Source organism: Niastella caeni (genome assembly GCF_004834005.1).
Taxonomy (GTDB): Bacteria; Bacteroidota; Bacteroidia; order Chitinophagales; family Chitinophagaceae; genus Niastella; species Niastella caeni.
On sequence record NZ_STFF01000005.1, the window covers coordinates 549,977 to 570,278 of the forward strand.

Genomic DNA, 20,302 nt, shown 5'->3' on the forward strand with positions numbered 1-20,302 from the left:
AACCTTCCATAGGTAGGATAATCATAACATAGGTGGTGCGCTGACATTGAAACATGGGGAAAAACCGGTAATGGGGAAGCCGGGGAGTGGACTATATACAATATGACGGGTGGTTATGGAAACAGTTTGCAATTTTGGAGATATAATAATTTAGGCGCCTTTTTTACATTAACTCTTAAGGATGATGGAAATGTAGGAATAGCAAATAGGGAGTTGGCATGTTGTTGATCCGCTGGCGGATAAATATAGGAGATGGTCCTCTTATAACTACGGAGTCAATAACCCAATCAGATTTATAGATCCGGATGGTATGGGAGTTAACTCAGTGCATGTGAATGAAGTAGGAACAGTGATAAAAAAAATTGATGATAGCGATAACAGCGTTTACCTTCATAAAAAAGGTACGACTTCCGAGCAGGTTAATAAAGCATATACCAAGGAAAGTCATTCGGCTGGTGGTAAAAAGATTGGAGAGTTGGGAGGAACTATAGATATAAGTGAAATAGGACCGAATATTTTGGCGAAACATGCTGCTGAGGCGAAAGGTATGAAACAACTCTCCTGGGTAAGAAAAGTATTGCCTGGCGGGGATTGGGATCTAAAAAATGATGAAGAATCGATTTTTGGCGTTGCATGGAAATTTGATGCAGAAAAGTCGGAAGCGGCAGGAAAGGAGTTATTGCATACAGATTTTAAAATGGGCAAAATAGTTTTTGACGATGCTGCTGCTGTTGGAAACTATCATGCCGGGTATACTGGTACATCTGCCGGTATATCAAAAACGACACAATACCGGTGGGCTGGTTTAGGCGAAGCGGCTAAATTAAATTTAGGAATAGGCAGAACTCTGTCAAGGCTTGCTGATAATTTTGCTGGCACGGAAAATTACGGAGACAATATGGCTGATTTCTACTGGAATACCCAGGGCATGAATGCAGCCAGCGAGAAAATGAAAGAGAAAGCGAAGGTCAAATAATTTAAAAGTATTTATAGTATTTCAAGCATGTTTAAGTCAAACATTAAAGGGTATGTCTACGCTATAGCCTTTGTTTTTTTATGGATAGTAATATCCTCATTTGAATATGGAGACTTCAGGTTAAGCAGAATCATTCATCCGTTGTTGTGGATCGCATTAGGTATAGCCGGGATATGGTTGATACGGAATAAACGGTACAAATCTATTCGGGTAAAGCTAGTCATCCTGGTGGGTATTTATCTGCTTGTTACCTGTTGGTTTTTATTTAGTAGTGTGTTTTGCAGATCAGAAGAGGGAAGGATCGTTTACGTAAATAAAAAGAACAGGTCAAATACTATTATCTGTCGTCGGTACGCCTGCTTTCTTACTACCAGTGATTGCGAGTATTATAATAGCTGGACAATTGCCGGTGATTTGAGATGGGCGCGAAAATTGTATAGTAACCAATTCGATACTACTAAATGGGAGCGGTTTAACGATGTGTCAAAAAACAAATACTATCATCCTTAAGTGAAAGAATTAATTATGTATTGAATAGATGTTACGGAATCAATAAAATGCAAAAGCCCCCGATTGGGGCTTTTGCATTTTATGAGGTTTAAGCTTTTTTAGTTTTATGATCTCTGAGGCATTCATCCATCAGAGCAAAGAGATGAACTTTATCATCATGAAGATTTTTTTACTAAGTTGTATAGGAATTATTTTAATAGGAAAGAATGTGAGCATGGCAGACCGGCTTCAGCTCATTCCTGATCCGCTATTAACCTACTCTTTCATGTAATGACCCCTGCCTGCTTTCAATGATACCCTGTCGGGATGATTTTAATCCCTTTCTGCCCAACTTTAAATTTCGGCAACCTGCTTTCTGATGTTTCAACGGCAACCACCCCATAATCTCTTGCAAAGAATTTATGATTCCCGGTTATGAACCATAAACAACCGGAAACGAATCGTTTTAATGCTGCAATGGATCATTGTTTTTCGGGTAACCACCGTTGCACGCTGCAATAAAGTATGTTCAGATGATTTTGATCCGTTTCTGCCCAACTTAACATTTTGTCAACCAGCTTTCTGATCGTTGCAACCCAGCAACCACCCCATAACAGCCTGCCATGAGATGGAAACACGCTGCAATGACCCCAATTCAACTGCTTTTATGTCGTTGCAGCCTGACTTCTCCCCGTTGCAACCCTGCAATGGATCATTTCATCCAGGTAAAGACCATTGCTGGTTATTTTCATTATTACAACCTGTTTTGTCACGTTGAGCCAACGACAACATCCACAAAACAACTTGCAGCGATCCTCACTGCAACCTGCAATGGGTAATATCAACCAACAATGGGGATACAACAAGCATGCAACGACGATAATACAGCCAACAGCCATCCGTTGCAGCGCTGCAACGATAAAATTGCAACAACTTCAGTTTATTGCAGGCATGTATTGGGGAAAAGGCCGTTTAGTATAACGATTTTGGTGAAATTCAGGCAAGGTGACACAACCTTCAATGTCGCTTAGTTTACTGCGTTTCGACTACGCTCAGGCCTAAGCCCTTTAACTAAACGACATTGAATTGCCTATTGCCTATTGATCACCACCTTCCCCGTTTCAAGTCCCTTTGCCATTGCCGTTGGTGCGGATACTGGCGTTATTGTAAGTTCATTGTGTAATAAAGAAGCAAACGTTCGAAAGGTTTTACCCTCAATTTATGTTTATACTAAGGCTGCCTGCAGGCAGCCTTTTACTTTTTCAGGACTTATAAAATATTTTTATTTTCTGTTTCGGGCTGAAAATATATCATCTATATAAAAAATATTATCTAAGTTCTTATCTTTGGGAACCCCTACCGATAACCTTACAGGATGTGCGAAGGCAAATTCCGGGTAATTGCTTTTGATCAATAAATAAAATGAAAGATCAACCAGGCAATACCGGGAATGTCCTGGTTGGCCGTTACTAAACATGGATCTGATATTCTCATAAAGTATCAAACCTTGATAGACTTTGATCAAGACTTGATAAGAAAATATGATTTAGTGATCCTGATTTGCAGCACTCGTTTGGTTTTGTTGTCCTACTTTATTATTTCTATTATAAAAATTTCTTATTCACTGTTTTTAACCAAATAAAAGCTAACTCCGATGAGAAAATTTCTATTGATCGTCTGGTGCTGCTTATTTCTCCTTTCGGGAAAATTGCTTGCCCAAACAAGAACCCTTACCGGAAAAGTTACCGATGCCAATGGTAACCCGGTTCCAAATGCCTCTGTAGTCGTAAAAGGTACCAAATTAGGTACGGTTACGAACGCTGATGGGGTGTATTCATTAAACGTACCACCCGATGCCAAAACCCTGGTTATTTCTTCCGTTAATATGCAAGCGGAAGAAATAAAGATCGCATCAGCCAGTGAATACAACCTGACATTAAAACCACAGGATACTTCGATGGATGAAGTGGTGGTGGTAGGGTATAATACCATTGCCAAACGTTCACTAACAGGTTCTGTGAGCAAGGTGAACGGAGAGGCCGTGGCCAATAAGCCGGTTACCAGCTTTGACCAGGCGCTTACCGGTAAAGCTGCCGGAGTGCTGGTAAACACCTCTTCAGGATATGTAGGCGATGATGTCATCATCCGCATCAGAGGTGGCGCCTCTATATCTTCAGGCGGCAATCCACTGATCGTAATGGATGGCGTTCCTCTAACACAGGGCGACCAGGGACAGCTGTACACAAAGGCCAATCCCCTGGCCGAAATAAATCCCAACGACATTGAAAGTGTGGAAGTGCTGAAGGATGCCTCCGCTACAGCCATTTATGGCTCACGCGGATCTGGCGGGGTACTGCTTATTACTACCAAAAAAGGCAAGGCCGGAGTAAGCACACTCAACTATGATAACTATTTTGGTTTTAACGAAGCTGCCCGCAAAATGAAAGTGCTGAATGCAGCCGATTATATCACTACTATCAACAAGTTAAGAAGCAATGCCAACCTGGGGGTCGGCGCTAATTATGGTGATATAAATAATGATGGAAAGAGAGACACCGTCGATACCGACTGGCAGGATGAGCTTTCCCGCAAAGGTCTTGTTCAGAACCATAACCTTTCCATTAGCGGCGGTTCGCAAAGAACTACTTACTTCACCTCCCTGAACTATAATGATGTACAAAGCTATATTGATAACACCCAGCAGAAAAGAGGATCGGTGAGGTTGAACCTTGCATCAAGAGTGACCGACTGGTTGCAGATCGGAGTTAACACCCAGTATTCCCGTACCAAAACATATGGCCTGGGATCCGGAGTCGGCAACGCATTGTCGGGTATTCCGTTCGGCCCATTAACTGCCATGCCGAATATTCCAATATTTGACGCCGATGGAGAGTACTATACCGGGGTGGGCGGAAATTTGGCCACCGGTTATAATGTACCCAACCCCGTAGCGGTTACTGATTTAAATTTTGATAATCGGGATGGGCGCCGTTTTATCGGAAGCGTATTTGGTGAAGTGCAACTGATAAAAGGACTTAAGTTTAAAAGCCAGGCGAATGTTGACTATGCCACCGGTTTAACAGACCAATACTGGAATGCTGATGTGGGAGATGGCCTTGGCTTTGGATTGAAACAAAGGGTTTATAACGAAAGAAATACCTGGAGCTGGTTCAACACATTAAATTATACCCGGCAAATAGGGGCCGATCATGAGTTGAATGCGTTGGCCGGTACAGAATATACCCGCCGTACAAGCTCCTATACCTACAATTATGGAGCCGGGATAAAAGATCCGGATCTGTTACTGATAAGCCCCGATAACTTCGACGAGGTTGGCGGTGAAAATGGAATTGATGATATTGATGATGGCCTGGCTTCTTATTTTGCCGGTATCAATTATGGCTTCAGAAAGAAGTACCTGGCTACTTTTAATTTTCGGGCCGATGCCGACAGCCGCTTTGGTAAGCAGAACAGGTGGGCCTATTTCCCCTCGGGTTCAGTAGCCTGGCGGGTAACGCAGGAAGATTTTATGAGCCAGTACACATTTGTAAATGACCTGAAACTAAGGGCCAGTTATGGGGTAACGGGTAATTCTAATATTGGTTATTTCCCCGCGATCAGCACCTATGAGCCTGCGTCGTATGCCGAAATTGGGGTGTTAGCATTGGCAAATCCGGGAAACAGTGAACTTCGTTGGGAGCGACTTCAACAATTTGATGTAGGCATTGATGCGATATTATGGAAGAATACCAGCTTTACCCTGGAATATTATAACAGGAAAACCATTGACCTGATACTGGATAACCCGGTATTGGCTACCCTGGGCCTTCCCGATAATATAATCACAGAGAATGTTGGTAAACTACAAAGCCGGGGTGTGGAATTAACCGTTAATACACCTGTTTTGCATAGAGGGAACTTTCAATGGAATGTAAGTTTTAATGCGGCCTGGAACAAGACCAAAGTGCTTTCCACGAATGCCAATAACGATCAGGTGTTTGATAGTGATCCTGCTGCCACCTTCTCATTGGCAAAACCCGGTTATGGGCTGGGGGTGTTCTATCTCGTTCGCTGGGCAGGTGTTAATCCGGCCAATGGGTTGCCAACCTTCCTGGATGTAAACGGAAATCAAAAGCAGGTTGAACGGGTTGGTAACGCCAATGTATGGACAATGGTTAAGGATGGTTCTGCCACATCTGCGATAACTGCTACAGATCGGGTTGTACTGAAAGATCAAACCCCTTATCCGAAATTCTATGGCGGTTTATCACAAACATTCAACTACCTCAGTTTTGATGCCAGTATAGACCTGCAATATGCGTTTGGTGCTTATGTTTATAACCAAACCAAACAAGTTTTGATGAATTTTAGCAATACCAGGAACAAATCGGAAGATATCCTGGATGCATGGACAAAAGCCGGTGACAACACCGATGTGCCCCGCTTATTCTGGGGCAATAACTTCTTCACCACGCAGGCATCTACACGCTGGTTAGAAAAAGCCGACTTTGTTCGTATCAGAAATGTGCAGATTGGTTATACATTGCCAAAATCAATTATTAATAAGATCAAAGCAAGCAGATTACGTTTTTATGTGCAGGCCAATAACCTGTACACCTTTACCGGGTATACCGGCGTTGATCCGGAATCGAACAGTACCGGTAATACGAACATCGGGTTGGGTATCGACAGAACGAGACCTTACCTCGCCCGTACCTATACAATAGGGCTCAACTTTGGTTTATAAATGTGATTTTGCTTCAATATTTAAAATAGAAAATAGTTATGCGACATATATTCTATATTTTTCTGGCAATGGCTATCATGGGTAGTGCCTGCCAAAAAAAGGTCACTGATATTAAACCGCAGGACCTGTTATCGAGCGACCTGGCATTTTCATCACCACAAAAAATTGAAAATGCTGTTCTGTCGGGATATGATGGATTACAGAGCCCCGAGTTTATTTCAGGAAGAGCGCTGATCTATGTAGACCTCATGGGCGAGGACATTTATGATAGAACCGGTTATTTTACCGAGCTTCCCCGGTTTGGCCTGCTCGCTAACAGCGGTATTGCTTACAGCGTTTGGACGGCAGGGTATGCTTCTGTGGCAAAAGCAAATACGGGTATTGCCGGTATTACTGCCAATAGTAATAAATTAACCGCTGACAAAGCCAAAGAGCTGATAGCAGAATGTAAGTTTATTAGGGCAGTGGCTAATTTTTACCTCGTTAACTTTTTCGCACAACCTTATGTGTTCACTTCCGATGCCTCACATACCGGCATACCGTTGATAACTAAACCCTTTACCTCAAACGATCCGGCTGCCAACCAACCCAAATCTTCGGTGGCCGCTGTTTATACAGCTATTATTACCGACCTCATGGAAGCCCTGGCCGATCTGCCGCTGGAATATACCGGATACGCGAATGATGAATATCATAATAAAACACGTGGCACTAAAGCATCCGCCTCCGCTTTTTTATCAAGAGTATACCTTTACAAAGGCGATTATACCAATGCTAAAAAATATGCATTGGATGTGATCAATGGCAACTATGGTGTGTTTGCACTGAACAGTACGGTAGACGCTTCATACACCGCCTCTAATGGGGAGTATATAACGGGTGAAACCATCTGGTCAATTGCCAATAATATTAATGACAATCCGAATACCAATAATGCATTGCCCATGCATTATTATCCCAACGGAAGAGGCGACCTGTCAATATCCAGTTCTTTCCTGAGCACAACCACCAATCCTTATTTTGCCGTTGATGATAAAAGAAGAACCCTGATCATTTCAGGCACAACCGCCCAAACCGCTGCTTATAAATTCACCCGCAAGTATACCGATATTACCGGTCGTGCCGACTGGGCGCCCATCATACGCTATGCAGAAATATTGCTTACATACGCCGAAGCACAGGCGCGTACTGCAACCGGCGTTGATGCCGATGCTGTTGCTAAGCTGAACATAGTAAGAGATCGCGCTAAAGCAATTACAACATTATCATATACTGTGGGCAGTTTTGCCAATAAAGATGCCCTGATCGCTGCTATTTTAGGGGAACGTCGTATTGAGCTGGCTTTTGAAGGTCATCGCTTCTGGGACCTCATGCGCGTAAAGGCAAGTGTTACCAATAAATACGATAGCGACGGAACCAGTTTACTGCCAGCACAACCATTTGGCGCAAAGAAGAACGTGTTTCCTATTCCACAGATCGAAATTGATAAAAGTAAAGGCGTACTGGTTCAAAATGATGACTATTAAATCGAATAGTAGATAAAATAAAAGCGAGGCCCCGGCAACTGATTAGCCGGGGCCTCGCTTTTATGCTTTAATAACTTGTAATTATTTCAGAAATATCTCGTGCAGTTTATTTTCCAGTTCTTCACCGCGCAATGCTTCGCCTACCACTGTGCCATCGGGATCTATCAAAACATTATAAGGAATGCCTGTAAAATTAAAAGCAACAACCGCTTTGCTATCCCAGTAAGCGAGGTCACTTACCTGCGTCCATTTCAACTGGTCTTCCTTAATGGCCTGTATCCAGTTCTCTTTCTTTTTATCGAGCGATACACCCAGGATGGTGAAGTTTTTGTCTTTGTATTTATTGAAGGCGGCTACTACATTGGGATTTTCGGCGCGGCAGGGCGGGCACCAACTGGCCCAGAAATCAACCAATACATATTTGCCTTTAAAAGAAGCGATGGATACTTTTTTGCCATTTACATCAGGCAGGATTAAGTCGGGCGCCTTTTTACCGATCCACGCATTTTGCTGTTCCTGTTGCTCTTTTATTTTGGCAACCTGCTCTTTATAGGCGTTATACCTTTTCTTCATTTCTGCCAGGTTCGAATCGCCGGCATACTTTTGTGTAAGGCTGTTCAGGGCTGTTTCAAACTCAGGCTGTGGTAATGTTTTGGCTGACCGGCCTAATACAAATGCTGCTACTACCGGTTGGCTGGCATCTGTCATCATTCTTTTCATATACTCATTCAGCTCTTTGAGGGCTTCGTTCTTACGGTTGGTAAGATTGAGTAACGTACTGTCAGGAGCACCGATGCGCTTAAGGCTATCCAACTGGTTCATGGTTTGATCGGCGCTGATGCTTTTAACATCATAGGTAAAAATAAAATCCTGTAATTCGCGGCTGGCTACTGAGCCGGCTACAGTATAGAATTTTTCATTGGCCATATCAATGTCAACGGTGATATTTTCAACATCGTTCACCAGCGGCACCATAGGCCCATCGAGCACTACTACATTGTACATGCCAATGTTCTTGGCTTGTCCCTTTAAGGTATAAGTTCTTTTATCAGCCCGAACCGTTACGGAATCCAATTGAACGGGCGGCATGTCGCCACCAAAAGGTACTTCATATAACAACAGCGTTACCATTCCGTTTTTAACAGCATGCGGGTACAAAGCAGCAACCTTATCCAGGTTGGCTACGTTGCCGGTCACCTCCAGAATTCCTTTTTCCTTTTGGGAGCAGGCGCTAACGGCAACCATTAACATTATCAAGAGCCAGTTCGAAATCCTTTTCATCATCTGGTTTTTGTTTATAGTTATTGCAGTTTTTTTAAAAGGATATCGTTGGTGAGCTTCGGGTCAGCTTTCCCTTTAGATACCTTTTTTACTTCCCCTACAAATAATCCGATCAATCCTTTCTTCCCTTTTTTATATTCTGCTACTTTATCGGGCATTTTGTTTAACACTTCTTCTATCCATGCGGCTACATTGCCTTCGTCTGAATCCTGCAGCAGATTCAAATCCCTGGCAATTTGTAAAGGTGCTTTGCCGGGTTCTTTCAATAGCGCTGCAAATATTTTGGTAGAAGCCACTGAAAAGTTTACCTGGTTGCTATCGATCAAAGAAATAAGTGCGGCAATGGTGGCCGGCTGCACCGGTAATGCCGTTATGGGCTGACCAGTTTCATTGAGCCATGATTTAATGGGGCCCAACATCCAGTTAGCGGCCGCTTTGTAATTGGCGGAATGCTCCGTGATCTGTTCAAAATATACAGCCAGCTCTTTTTCGTCGGTGATAACGCGGGCATCGTATTCGGGTAAATGTAATTGCTGTGTGTAACGTGCTACGCGTTCTTCAGGCAATGCCGTAATGCTTGCCCTTACTTCCTGCAGCATCTCATCTGTTACCACAAATGGTGTAAGATCGGGATCGGCAAAATACCGGTAATCGTTGGCGTCTTCTTTGGTGCGCAAGGCGAAGGTGGTGCCATTGCCAGCATCAAAACTTCTTGTTTGTTGTATCACTTTCTCGCCCAACTCCACAATGTCTATCAGGCGTTTGGCTTCGTGCTCAATGGCCCGTTTTACGTTCCTGATGGAGTTGAGGTTCTTTACTTCTACTTTAGTGCCCAGTTTGGGATCGCCTTTTTTTCGTACAGAAATGTTGGCATCGCACCGCATGCTGCCTTCTTCCATATTGCCATCGCAGATCTCGAGATACCGCAACAGTTTTCTTAATTCGGTAAGGTAGGCATACGCTTCGTCGCCACTGTGAATATCGGGTTCTGTAACGATCTCCACCAGCGGCACGCCGGCGCGGTTATAATCTACACAGGTGTTATTAGCATCAACATCATGCAGGCTTTTGCCGGCATCTTCCTCCATGTGAATGCGATTGAGCCGGATATCCCTGGTGCCTTCCTGGGTACGGATGGTTATAAAACCACCCTGGCAAACAGGCGTGGTATGCTGCGATAACTGGTACCCTTTTGGCAGGTCGGGATAAAAATAGTTTTTGCGGGCAAAATAATTATGCCGGGTAATGGTACAATTACAGGCCAAACCTATTTTAACTGCATAAGAAATGGCTTTTTTATTCAATTTGGGCAGTGTACCGGGGTGCGCCAGTGTAATGGGACTGATATGCGTGTTGGGATCACCGCCAAAAGCAGCGCTATCGCCACAAAACAACTTACTGTTCGTGAGTAATTGAGCATGCACTTCCAGGCCCACAACTATCTCATATGCATCGTAATTTATCGACATATTATTCTAATTGCCTAATGGTGAAGAATCAGGCAAAAATACCTCATTTCTGGTTATGGTATTTTGATAAAAAAGGGCTGACTAAAAGCTCGTCCCTGCTTACTGATGGCCAGATGGTTTGATGGTTAGATGGCTGGACCGGGCAATCCAAAAATAAAAGAGGCTGCCCTTTTTGGTCAGCCTCCTGCGTAAGCCTTTCAATAGCTTCGGTACAACATAGCCTGCTTATGGGCTAATGTTTATAAACTTATTACAAATTGGCGGTCTTTAATTTTTTAGGGGTTTTTATTTCAACGGTTTGTGATTTACCGTCGCGCGTAAAGGTTATTTTAACCGCCTGCTTTTCTTTGGCATCCCGGGCTGCGCTGGCCAGTTCATCGGCGCTGTTCACTTTTTTTCCATCAAATTCGGTGATCACGTCATCTTTTTTGATACCGGCTTTTTCGGCAGCGGATTCATCATCAACATTTAATACTTTAACTCCCTTGCCGTCTTCGGTATCCTGTGCTTTTATACCAAGGCGGGGTTTGGCGCCGTAATGATAAACCCGGGGTGCGAAATCACCATCTTTCCAGTCGAAATTGAAATTAGGAGTTTCAAATTGATGCGGAGGAATAGCAAAAAGGTTTCCTTTTCTTTTGTCAAGGGTAGCTTCCGTTTTATTGCTTTTGCCACTTCTTTCGTAAGTGATGGTAACCTTGTCTTCGGGTTTGTGCTTGCCGATAACCTTGCTAAGGTCGGCGGGGTTGTTAATTTCTTCGTTATCAACTTTGGTGATCACATCATTTTCTTTTAAGCCCGCTTTTTCGGCTGCGCTGCCTTCGGTCACTTTTTCTATAATGGCGCCTTTCACATCTCTGTCTTTATCGGTATAAACACCCAGGGCCGCGCCATCATGCGCAAAAATGTTTTCGCCACCAAAGCTTAATGCGCCGCTCTGCCCCCTGAATGGAGAATGGGGCGCTCCATATCCAATAACACCTGGTCTTTGTTTGCGGATCACTATATTTTCATCTTTAAACTCAGTCAGCGGCTTTCCATTCACGGTAATTTCATCGCCTTTTATTTCAATGGTGACCTTACTGTCTTTATCGCCTTTTCTTTTGATAATGATCTCTTCATTGTCATTGATCTTGGTTTTCTCCTTGTCTTTTTCTTTTTCATTATCCTGGGCGGCCAGGGGTTGGCACAGCAACAGCGTCAGGGTGGCAATCGCGGTGCAGGAGATCAGGAATCGTCTCATTGTATTGTGGTTTTTGATATTAAAAATTGACTACGTGAGCTTTCGTACATCAAATATAGGGAATTAATAGAAATACGAAAATTTTCGGAAATGTTAAGATTGGTGAGGCTATGGTGTATCAGATCCATCGGCGAGGCCTGAAGAGGCCAGGGCAATCGCTTTTACTACTTCCGCCATAAATGGGTAGTCCAATGTTTCCCACTCATCGTTGAGGGAATGATAATATTGGTCATTGGGCGATGTGGTAATAATGGTATGCGCCACAATGCCCTTTTTGGCAAAAGGGTAGTTATCTGATCGGGAAAAAAGGTTTTCCTGAATAAAATAATCACCCCGAAAATATTTCTCTCCATATTGCGGGGCTAATTCGTATAACTTTTTGTTGAATATTGCCTGCAGGTCCGATTGCAAATGGCCAGTTACATAAGGATATTTTTTATCCTTTGAAATGGGCCGCCCGATCATATCCATATTGATCATGGCTTTTACTGTTTTGGGGTCGAATGATTCGACGAGTGATTTTGAGCCTAACAAACCTTCTTCTTCACCCGAAAAAGCGATGAAGATGAGGGTTCGTTCCCGCCGGGAATGTTGGGCAAAATAACGGGCTAAATGAATAAGCCCACTGATGCCCGATGCATTGTCGTTAGCGCCATTATAGATGTTATCTTTCTTTTCGGGGTGTCCTCGCTCGGGTACATGCCTTGGTATGGTCCTCTTTGTAGTGCCTATATGATCATAGTGTGCGCCGAATATAACCAGTTCATTTGCTTTAGATGTTCCGGGTAAAGCAGCTACTACGTTGAAGGCAGTTATTTTGTCGGGAACAATGAACGGCATAATATAACCGTCGTTACCTGCTATTGGTAAAGCGCCGGCATTTTTAAATGCTTCGCTGATATATAAAGCGGCATTGGAAGCTTGTACGGTGCCGGTAAGACGTCCCTGAAAGCTATCGGCTGATAGTGTTTGAACCAGTTCTTTCAGGGACGACGGCGTTATAATGGAGTCAATACTTATTGACTGGGCTGAACAAATAGTAACATTCCAGGATAAGAACAATATCAGGCAAAACCGGATATAACTATGTCGCATGTACTAATTTACAACAAGCTTTTCACTTTCGCGATCACTTGCTGCAGGTTGCTGGCGTCTTGTCCACCAGCAGTGGCCAGGGTTTTTTGTCCGCCGCCACCACCTTTGATCAGCGGTGCAATGTGTTCCTTAATAATTTTTCCGGCATCGAGCTGGCGGGCTGCTGCTACGGTATCGGCTACGCCAACGGCTACATAAGGTTTGCCGCCGATGTTGGCGCATAACACCACCAAATGATCGTTGAGATTGTTCTTCAGGTCGAAACACAATTTTTTTAATGCATCGGCGCTGCTTACTTCTACAATATCTCCTATAAACGTAACGCCATTGATGATCTCATCTTTATGCAATAGTTCATTGCGGATGCCAACCAGCATGCGGTTCTCCAGGTGTTCGAGCTTTTTCTTCAGGTCGCTGTTTTCTGCTGCAATGCTCTGAACAGCCTTTAACAGATCGGCCGGATTTTTCAACTCTTCTTTTACCAGGTGCAACTGGGTTAATTGTTCATTGATGTATTGTTCTACAGCCAACCCGCAAATAGCTTCAATACGGCGTACACCGGCTGCTACGGCTGATTCATGTTTTAATTTAAAGAGGCCTAATTCGCCGGTAGCGCCTACGTGCGTACCGCCGCACAATTCAACGGAGTAGGCGGGGTCCATGATCACTACGCGCACCACATCGCCATACTTTTCGCCAAAGAGCGCCATGGCGCCCAGTTTCAGGGCCTCTTCCTTAGGCATTTCTTTAATAACCACCGGAATGTTAGCGCGGATCTTTTCGTTCACGATGACCTCTACTTTGGCTATTTCCTCGGTAGTCATTTTGGCAAAATGCGAGAAGTCGAAACGCAGGTATTCATCATTTACCAGCGACCCTTTCTGTGCTACGTGTGCACCCAGTACTTTGCGCAAAGCGGAATGCAGCAGGTGCGTTGCTGAATGGTGAACGGCAGTTTTAGCCCTGCGTTCTGTATTGATGCGGGCATCTACGATGCCTGTTATATTAATAGGTAGCTTTTCAACAAAATGAATAATGAGGTCATTTTCTTTTTTGGTGTCCACTACAGCTACTTCCTCCCCTTCAAAGAACAGGGAGCCGGTATCGCCAACCTGTCCGCCGCTTTCGGCGTAAAAAGGCGTTTTTGTCAGCACCAGTTGAAAGGAGGTTTTGCCTTTGGCAGTCACCTTACGGTACTTCAATACTTTGGCTTCTGCCTGGGAGTGATCGTAGCCCACAAAGGTGGTATTGCCATCTTCGCTCAACACCATCCAGTCTTCGGCGTTCAGGGCAGTAGCGGCGCGGCTGCGCTCTTTTTGCTGTTTCATTTCTGCCTCAAAACCATTCTCATCTACTTCAAGGTTGTTTTCGCGGGCTATCAGGCGCGTTAAATCTACCGGGAACCCGTACGTATCATACAGTTCAAAAGCCGCGGAACCGTTGATGGTTTTGTTTTGGGCAGAACCTATAATTTCATCGATCTTTTTAAGTCCTTTTTCCAGCGTTCTCAAAAAGGCTTCCTCTTCTTCCTTCACCACTTTGGCAACAAAGTCCTCTTGCTGGCGCAGTTCAGGGAAAACGGTTTTGAATTGTTCTGCCAGCACGGGCACCAGTTGGTGCAATAAGGGGTGTTTATAATCGAGATAAGTATAATAATAACGAACGGCCCGGCGTAAAATACGGCGGATCACATAACCGGCCCCGGTATTGGAGGGCAGTTGTCCATCGGCAATAGTGAAGCTGATGGCGCGAATATGATCGGCCAGTACCCTGAATGCTACAGCCTGGTGCCAGCTGGCACTGGTTGATGGCGGGGTAGAGGGATCGTACTTCTTTTTCGTGATTTTTTCTATTGCGGCAATAGTACCGGTGAACACATCGGTATCGTAATTGGATTGTTTTCCCTGGAGCACCCGCACCAGGCGTTCCAACCCCATTCCGGTATCAACGTGTTTGGCTGGGAGCAATTCAAGACTGCTATCTTTTTTCCGGTTGAACTGCATGAACACATTGTTCCAGATCTCGATCACCTGCGGGTGGTCTTTATTTACCAGTTCAGCGCCGCTTTGTTGTTTTCTTTCTTCATCCGTCCGGCAGTCTACATGTATTTCAGAGCAGGGGCCGCATGGACCGGTGTCGCCCATTTCCCAGAAATTGTCTTTTTTATTACCCGGTAAAATGCGGTCGGGCGCCACGAATTTGGCCCATTCGTTAAAAGCCTCTTCGTCTTTGGGCAGATTTTCAGCGGTATCTCCTTGAAAATAAGTCACATATAACTGGTCTTTGGGTATTTTATATACCTCTGTAAGCAACTCCCAGCTCCAGGCAATGGCTTCTTTCTTGAAATAATCGCCAAAGCTCCAGTTGCCCAGCATTTCAAACATGGTATGGTGGTAGGTATCAACGCCCACTTCTTCCAGGTCGTTGTGCTTTCCGCTTACCCGCAGGCACTTCTGGGTGTCGGCCACCCGGGGGTAGGGCGCTTTTTTATTACCGAGGAAATAATCTTTAAACTGGTTCATTCCGGCATTGGTAAACAATAGGGTAGGGTCATTTTTTACCACTATAGGGGCCGAAGGAACGATTTCATGTCCTTTATTACGAAAAAAGTCCATGTAAAGCTGACGAATTTCTGCGCTGGTCATCATAAAACGGAACGATCTTTGATAAAATTGACACTTAAGCCTTTATATTTGTACTTGTTACCCTTAAGGCAACGGCTGCAAAGGTAACTTAATTCGGGCTGTTTTGCTGAAAAGCAACCTTGGTAATCGGCTTGTATCCATGAAGAAAATCAAGTATTACTACAACACCAATACACTCCGTTATGAAAAACTGGAGACTCCGCTACACGTAAAGCTGTTGCGAGTACTCGGTTTTATGTCGGCTGCTATTGTTACCTCTATAATTATTGTTTCTGTTGCTTACCGGTATTTTCCTTCCACCAAGGAAAAAGCGTTGATGCAGTATAATGAACAACTGCAGGAGCGCTACTGGGTGCTCGATGAGCAGGTTGCTAAAATGCAACAGCGGATGATACAGCTCGAAGAGCGTGATAATGATATTTACCGCACCATTTTCGAGGCCAATCCCATCCCCGACAGTATGCGGGCGAAAGACATGGCCCAGCAAAAAGAATTGGAAATGGTGGCCAGCATGACCAATTATGAACTGGAAAACTCCATAGTGCATTCACTGCGCAACCTCGAGAACCGCATGGCCTCGCAGGAAAAATCGTATGTTGAAATAACCAGCTTTATCAAGAATAAAGAACAACTGCTGGCCTGTACGCCGGCCATTCAACCGGTTAGCAACAGCGATCTGAAGCGTATGGCCTCGGGTTTTGGTTATCGTATTGACCCGGTTTATAAAACGGTGAAGTTCCACGCAGGCCTCGACTTTGCCGCTCCACAGGGAACGCCTGTTTATGCTACCGCCAACGGGGCCGTTAAAACAGCCGGTAACCTGGGTAATGGCTATGGTAACCACGTAATTCTGAACCATGGTTATGGGTACGAAACATTGTATGGCCACATGTACAAGGTTAAAGTACGGCCCGGCGAACGCATCAAGCGTGGTGAGATCATCGGCTGGGTAGGCAGTACCGGAAAATCAACGGGCCCTCACTGCCATTATGAGGTACATAAGAATGGCCGCCATCTCGATCCCGTTTACTTCTTTTATAATGACCTTTCTCCCGAACAATTCGACCGCTTGCTGAAGATGTCGTCTTCGAGCAACCAAAGCTTTGACTAGTTGCCGGTTACCAGTTTCCGGTTACCTGGGGTAATCATTGGGGCTTGGTTACTTTTAAGTATATGTTCCAGGTTACAAGTTTCAGGTTTCAGGTTATAACCTGTTGCCGGTTTCATGTGTCATGCCTCCCGTCTTCATATGCGAGATTTGCCCATTCTCGCTTGCCGAGCCCGACTTTCACGTTTGCCCATTTGCCGCTTCACGATTCATTGCCTTTTTAATTGTACTTCAAACAATTTTGGTACTGAGGATGTTATCCTTGGCGATTTATGAGGTTGATCATAACTGTCTGCTGTCCATAGGTATTGCCGATTGCCGTTTCACGACATTCCTGACAGTTCCGTGACTGCTAAACTCATAAACCATTGGGAAATTTAACGTTGTACCTGTATTTTTGCGTCCTAATATGTATAATCCGCCTGATATACTTTCACTGGCTTACAAGCAACCGATCATGCACGATCAGTTACAACTGTTGCAGGAAAAAGAGCAACAGATGCCTGGTTCGGTTCAGTATGCTATTAAAAGATATCGGAAACACCCGCAATGGAATATAGAAGATACCGGTGTGCTGGCCTATCATTTCAAAAAATCGGCGCCCCAGGAGAACTATGTTGAGCTGCGGTTTTGTGTTTCGGGTAATATGTATTGCAATCAGAAAGAAGTAGAATGCGATCAGTGCAAATTGAATACATCGAAGGCTTGTGCAGAAAGAGTGGAGAGCATTGATGTAATGAGCTTCCGGTTTTCGGCAGTACACTTGTCACAGTTTGTAAAACCTGGCAAGATGAAAACCATCACCGATGAAGTGCTGCAATTTGTTCATCCTTCTTCTTTTTCAAAAATACTGCCTTTGTGCGGCCGCACCCGCCAGGTGTTGGAAGCCTTACTTACGCATACCTATACAGATAGTCTGGAAAATATCTTTATCAATGCCCAAACACAAATGCTGTTGTTGTACAGCCTGGAGTGTATGCTGGGTGATGATAAAGAAATAGAGTCGTTCCAGTGTAAGTTCCTGGCCAATGAAGCGGATCGAGAAAAGATCGTGAAGGCCCGGGAAATATTACTGCAACATATTGGTGAGCCTATTACAATTAAAGAGTTAAGCCGTAAAGTAGCCATCAATGAATGCTATCTGAAAAAAGGATTTAAAGAATTATACGGCACTACCATCTTCGATTTTTACCAGAGCCAGCGCATGGAACATGCCCGTTATTTATTATATGAGAAGGGCTTAACAGTAACTGAAGTATCTATGATGCTGGGCTATTCTTCCATCTCCCATTTCTCTACTGCATTTAAAAAGCAAACCGGCTTGAAGCCGTGTGAGTTGTTATTACATTAGTAGAGAGCTGCACGCTTCACGCCACACGCTGCACGCGAAGACACCAGGCCACGTTTTCCATTTGCACATTTGCTAATTTTCGCATTTGTACTCCTTTCCCGATCGCGTAAATGAATTTCCTTTTTTTGTAACCACTGCACTTCGGTTGTGTAATAGCTTTGTACCACTCCACATTATGGCAGGCTAACACGAGGCCTGGCTTTCCTGTATTCATTTAATTAATCATTCAACAGTACAATATGCTGAAACAGCTATATTATATTGTACCAGCAATGCTTTGCTGTTACCTGAACGCAAGCGCTCAACAGGCCGTACCGGATACTGCTTCCCGGGAGTCACTCGATGAGGTAGTGGTAACGGCTACCCGTACACCTCGTTCTATTAAAAATGTGCCGGTGCCGGTAACGGTTATTGGCCAGGACAAGATAGAACGCATTGGGGCTTTACGGTTGAATGAGGTGTTGACAGAACAGGTGGGCTTGCAGATCATCAGCAATCATGGCACAGGTCTGCAGTTGCAAGGATTAAGTTCAGATTATATATTAATTCTTATTGATGGCGAGCCGGTCATTGGCCGTACCGCAGGTACGCTCGACCTTACCAGGCTGGCTGTAGGTAATATACAACGCATTGAAATTGTAAAAGGGCCTTCTTCTTCGTTGTATGGTAGTGAGGCAATGGGTGGGGTGATCAATATTATTACCAAAAAAATGCCTGCTGCTTATACCGGGCAATTACGGGCGCGGATAAGAAGATATAATACCGTTGATGTAACAGCTGAAGCATCAAAACAAAATGATCGCTGGGGTTGGTACCTGTTTGCCAACCGGCTTTCTACCAACGGCTATTATACAACTGATAGCATTTCAAAAGCAATGCCCGCTTATACTGCCTGGACGATTAACCCAAAGCTGCAATTCAAGATCAGCCGCAGTGTAGAGTTAACCCTCAACACGCGTTTTTATATAGAAGAACAAAAGAACAACCAGGGTGTGCAGGAAACCGGTGGCTTACACCTGCTGAAAGAACGCACCCGCAATACCGATGTAAATATATCGCCGGTGCTTACATATAAGCCTGATGATCGTAACAGGCTGCAGGTACGTAATTATCTTACGGCATATCAAACCAAAACAACCATCGATTATCAACCGGAGAATACGTTGTACGATGAGAGTTTTTTCAGGCAGTTGTTTAACCGCACTGAGGCGCAATACGATCGTTCCTTTTCGGATGCTCACACCAGTACCCTTGGCATTGGCAATATTATAGAAACAGTTGAGGCAACCCGTTATGATGATGGAAACAAACTAACGCAGCAATACATTTTTGGTCAGCACCAGTGGATGCCCTCCAAACAATTTAATATGGTGGCTGGTTTCCGGTACGACCGGCATAATCAATACAGCGATCGTTTGAGCCCTAAACTCGCGTTGCGGTGGAATATCAACCGGCGGCTGTGGGTGCAAGCCTCAGCCGGCGGTGGATACAAAGCGCCAGACTTCCGGCAATTGCTGCTCAATTTTACCAATCCCGTTGCAGGTTACAGTGTGTTTGGCACCAGTGTAGTGGCTGCCGGTATTGCCCGCTTGCAGGCAGATGGCCAGATCAGCAGCCTGTACATGGATGCGGCAACCATTCAAAATATAAAAGCAGAAAGCTCCGTAGCATTTAATGCCAGTGTAGCGTATAATCCCTTCACGCGATTGAATGTGCAGCTTAACCTGTTCCGCAATAACATCAACGACCTGATCGATACACGGCCCATTGCGCTGAAGACAAATGGACAAAATGTATTCAGTTATTTTAATTACAACAAAGTATTTACCCAGGGGCTGGAATTTCAAACCAGTTATTCCCTGCCGTTCGGGTTGCAATTGTCTGCCGCTTATCAATATCTCGATGCTAAAGATGTTACGGTGTGGGATAATATAAAAGCCGGCAAAGTGTATTACCGCGACGCTGCTACCAATGTAGACAAGAAAGTAAAGCGACAGGATTATGGCGGATTGTACAACCGGTCAAAACATTCGGGCAATATAAAATTGATGTACGACAATGCCCGCTTCCATTACAATATTTCAGTGCGTGGCATTTACCGTGGTCGCTTTGGTTATGGTGGCGATGTGAACAGCAACGCCCTGTTAGACGATCCGGCAGAATACGCAGATGGGTATACGGTATGGAATGTGTCGGCCCAGCAATTTTTCAACAAGTTAACTATTGAAGCAGGAATGAATAACCTGTTCAAAGCAACCAACACGTACGATCCGTTGCTGGCTGGTCGCCAGTGGTACATTGGCGCTGCTTTGCGATTTGTAAAGAACACCCGGCAACAAACCGGTAAACAAGGATAAAGGATAACATTTTTT

12 protein-coding genes are annotated in these 20,302 nt (G+C 44.4%); 7 read left to right on the forward strand and 5 right to left on the reverse strand.

The window, feature by feature from the left end; genetic code table 11:
• Nucleotides 1-331 precede the first annotated feature (331 nt).
• From FAM09_RS31110 to FAM09_RS19980, 4 genes are all read left to right on the forward strand, one after another.
• Entirely contained in the window at nt 332-976 is a 645-nt protein-coding gene (locus FAM09_RS31110) for a polymorphic toxin type 44 domain-containing protein (protein ID WP_208025610.1), read from the forward strand.
• A gap of 27 nt (nt 977-1,003) precedes the next feature.
• Nucleotides 1,004-1,486 (forward strand): hypothetical protein, encoded by a 483-nt coding sequence (locus FAM09_RS19970; RefSeq protein ID WP_136578901.1) that lies wholly within the window; start codon nt 1,004-1,006, stop codon nt 1,484-1,486.
• A gap of 1,633 nt (nt 1,487-3,119) precedes the next feature.
• Nucleotides 3,120-6,212, forward strand: coding sequence for a SusC/RagA family TonB-linked outer membrane protein (locus FAM09_RS19975; protein WP_136578902.1), 3,093 nt, complete (start codon nt 3,120-3,122; stop codon nt 6,210-6,212).
• A 38-nt stretch (nt 6,213-6,250) separates the two neighbouring features.
• Complete coding sequence (locus FAM09_RS19980; RefSeq protein WP_136578903.1) at nt 6,251-7,738, forward strand: RagB/SusD family nutrient uptake outer membrane protein; 1,488 nt, start codon at nt 6,251-6,253, stop codon at nt 7,736-7,738.
• 81 nt (nt 7,739-7,819) lie between these two features.
• Here the strand turns inward: FAM09_RS19980 and FAM09_RS19985 are convergent, their stop codons facing one another.
• The 5 genes from FAM09_RS19985 to alaS all read right to left on the reverse strand — a co-directional run bounded on the left by FAM09_RS19985 (nt 7,820) and on the right by alaS (nt 15,474).
• Nucleotides 7,820-9,022 carry a TlpA family protein disulfide reductase gene (locus tag FAM09_RS19985; RefSeq protein ID WP_243751723.1) on the reverse strand — a complete coding sequence of 401 codons (1,203 nt, stop codon included), beginning with the start codon at nt 9,020-9,022 and terminating at the stop codon, nt 7,820-7,822.
• A 17-nt stretch (nt 9,023-9,039) separates the two neighbouring features.
• A complete protein-coding gene (gene gatB, locus FAM09_RS19990; protein ID WP_136578904.1) occupies nt 9,040-10,488 on the reverse strand; it encodes an Asp-tRNA(Asn)/Glu-tRNA(Gln) amidotransferase subunit GatB in 1,449 nt (482 codons plus the stop codon).
• Nucleotides 10,489-10,738: 250 nt separating this feature from the next.
• On the reverse strand, nt 10,739-11,731 hold the full coding sequence (locus FAM09_RS31490) for a PDZ domain-containing protein (protein ID WP_136578905.1): 993 nt from the start codon (nt 11,729-11,731) through the stop codon (nt 10,739-10,741).
• Nucleotides 11,732-11,839: 108 nt separating this feature from the next.
• On the reverse strand, nt 11,840-12,826 hold the full coding sequence (locus FAM09_RS20000) for a M28 family metallopeptidase (protein ID WP_136578906.1): 987 nt from the start codon (nt 12,824-12,826) through the stop codon (nt 11,840-11,842).
• 8 nt (nt 12,827-12,834) lie between these two features.
• Nucleotides 12,835-15,474, reverse strand: coding sequence for an alanine--tRNA ligase (gene alaS / locus FAM09_RS20005; RefSeq protein WP_136578907.1), 2,640 nt, complete (start codon nt 15,472-15,474; stop codon nt 12,835-12,837).
• Nucleotides 15,475-15,610: 136 nt separating this feature from the next.
• Between alaS and FAM09_RS20010 the strand changes: the two genes are divergently transcribed.
• The 3 genes from FAM09_RS20010 (at nt 15,611) to FAM09_RS20020 (ending at nt 20,287) form a co-directional block, all read left to right on the forward strand.
• On the forward strand, nt 15,611-16,582 hold the full coding sequence (locus tag FAM09_RS20010; protein WP_243751725.1) for a M23 family metallopeptidase: 972 nt from the start codon (nt 15,611-15,613) through the stop codon (nt 16,580-16,582).
• A gap of 394 nt (nt 16,583-16,976) precedes the next feature.
• On the forward strand, nt 16,977-17,930 hold the full coding sequence (locus FAM09_RS20015) for a helix-turn-helix domain-containing protein (RefSeq protein WP_243751726.1): 954 nt from the start codon (nt 16,977-16,979) through the stop codon (nt 17,928-17,930).
• A 239-nt stretch (nt 17,931-18,169) separates the two neighbouring features.
• Entirely contained in the window at nt 18,170-20,287 is a 2,118-nt protein-coding gene (locus FAM09_RS20020) for a TonB-dependent receptor plug domain-containing protein (RefSeq protein WP_136578910.1), read from the forward strand.
• Nucleotides 20,288-20,302: the final 15 nt, after the last annotated feature.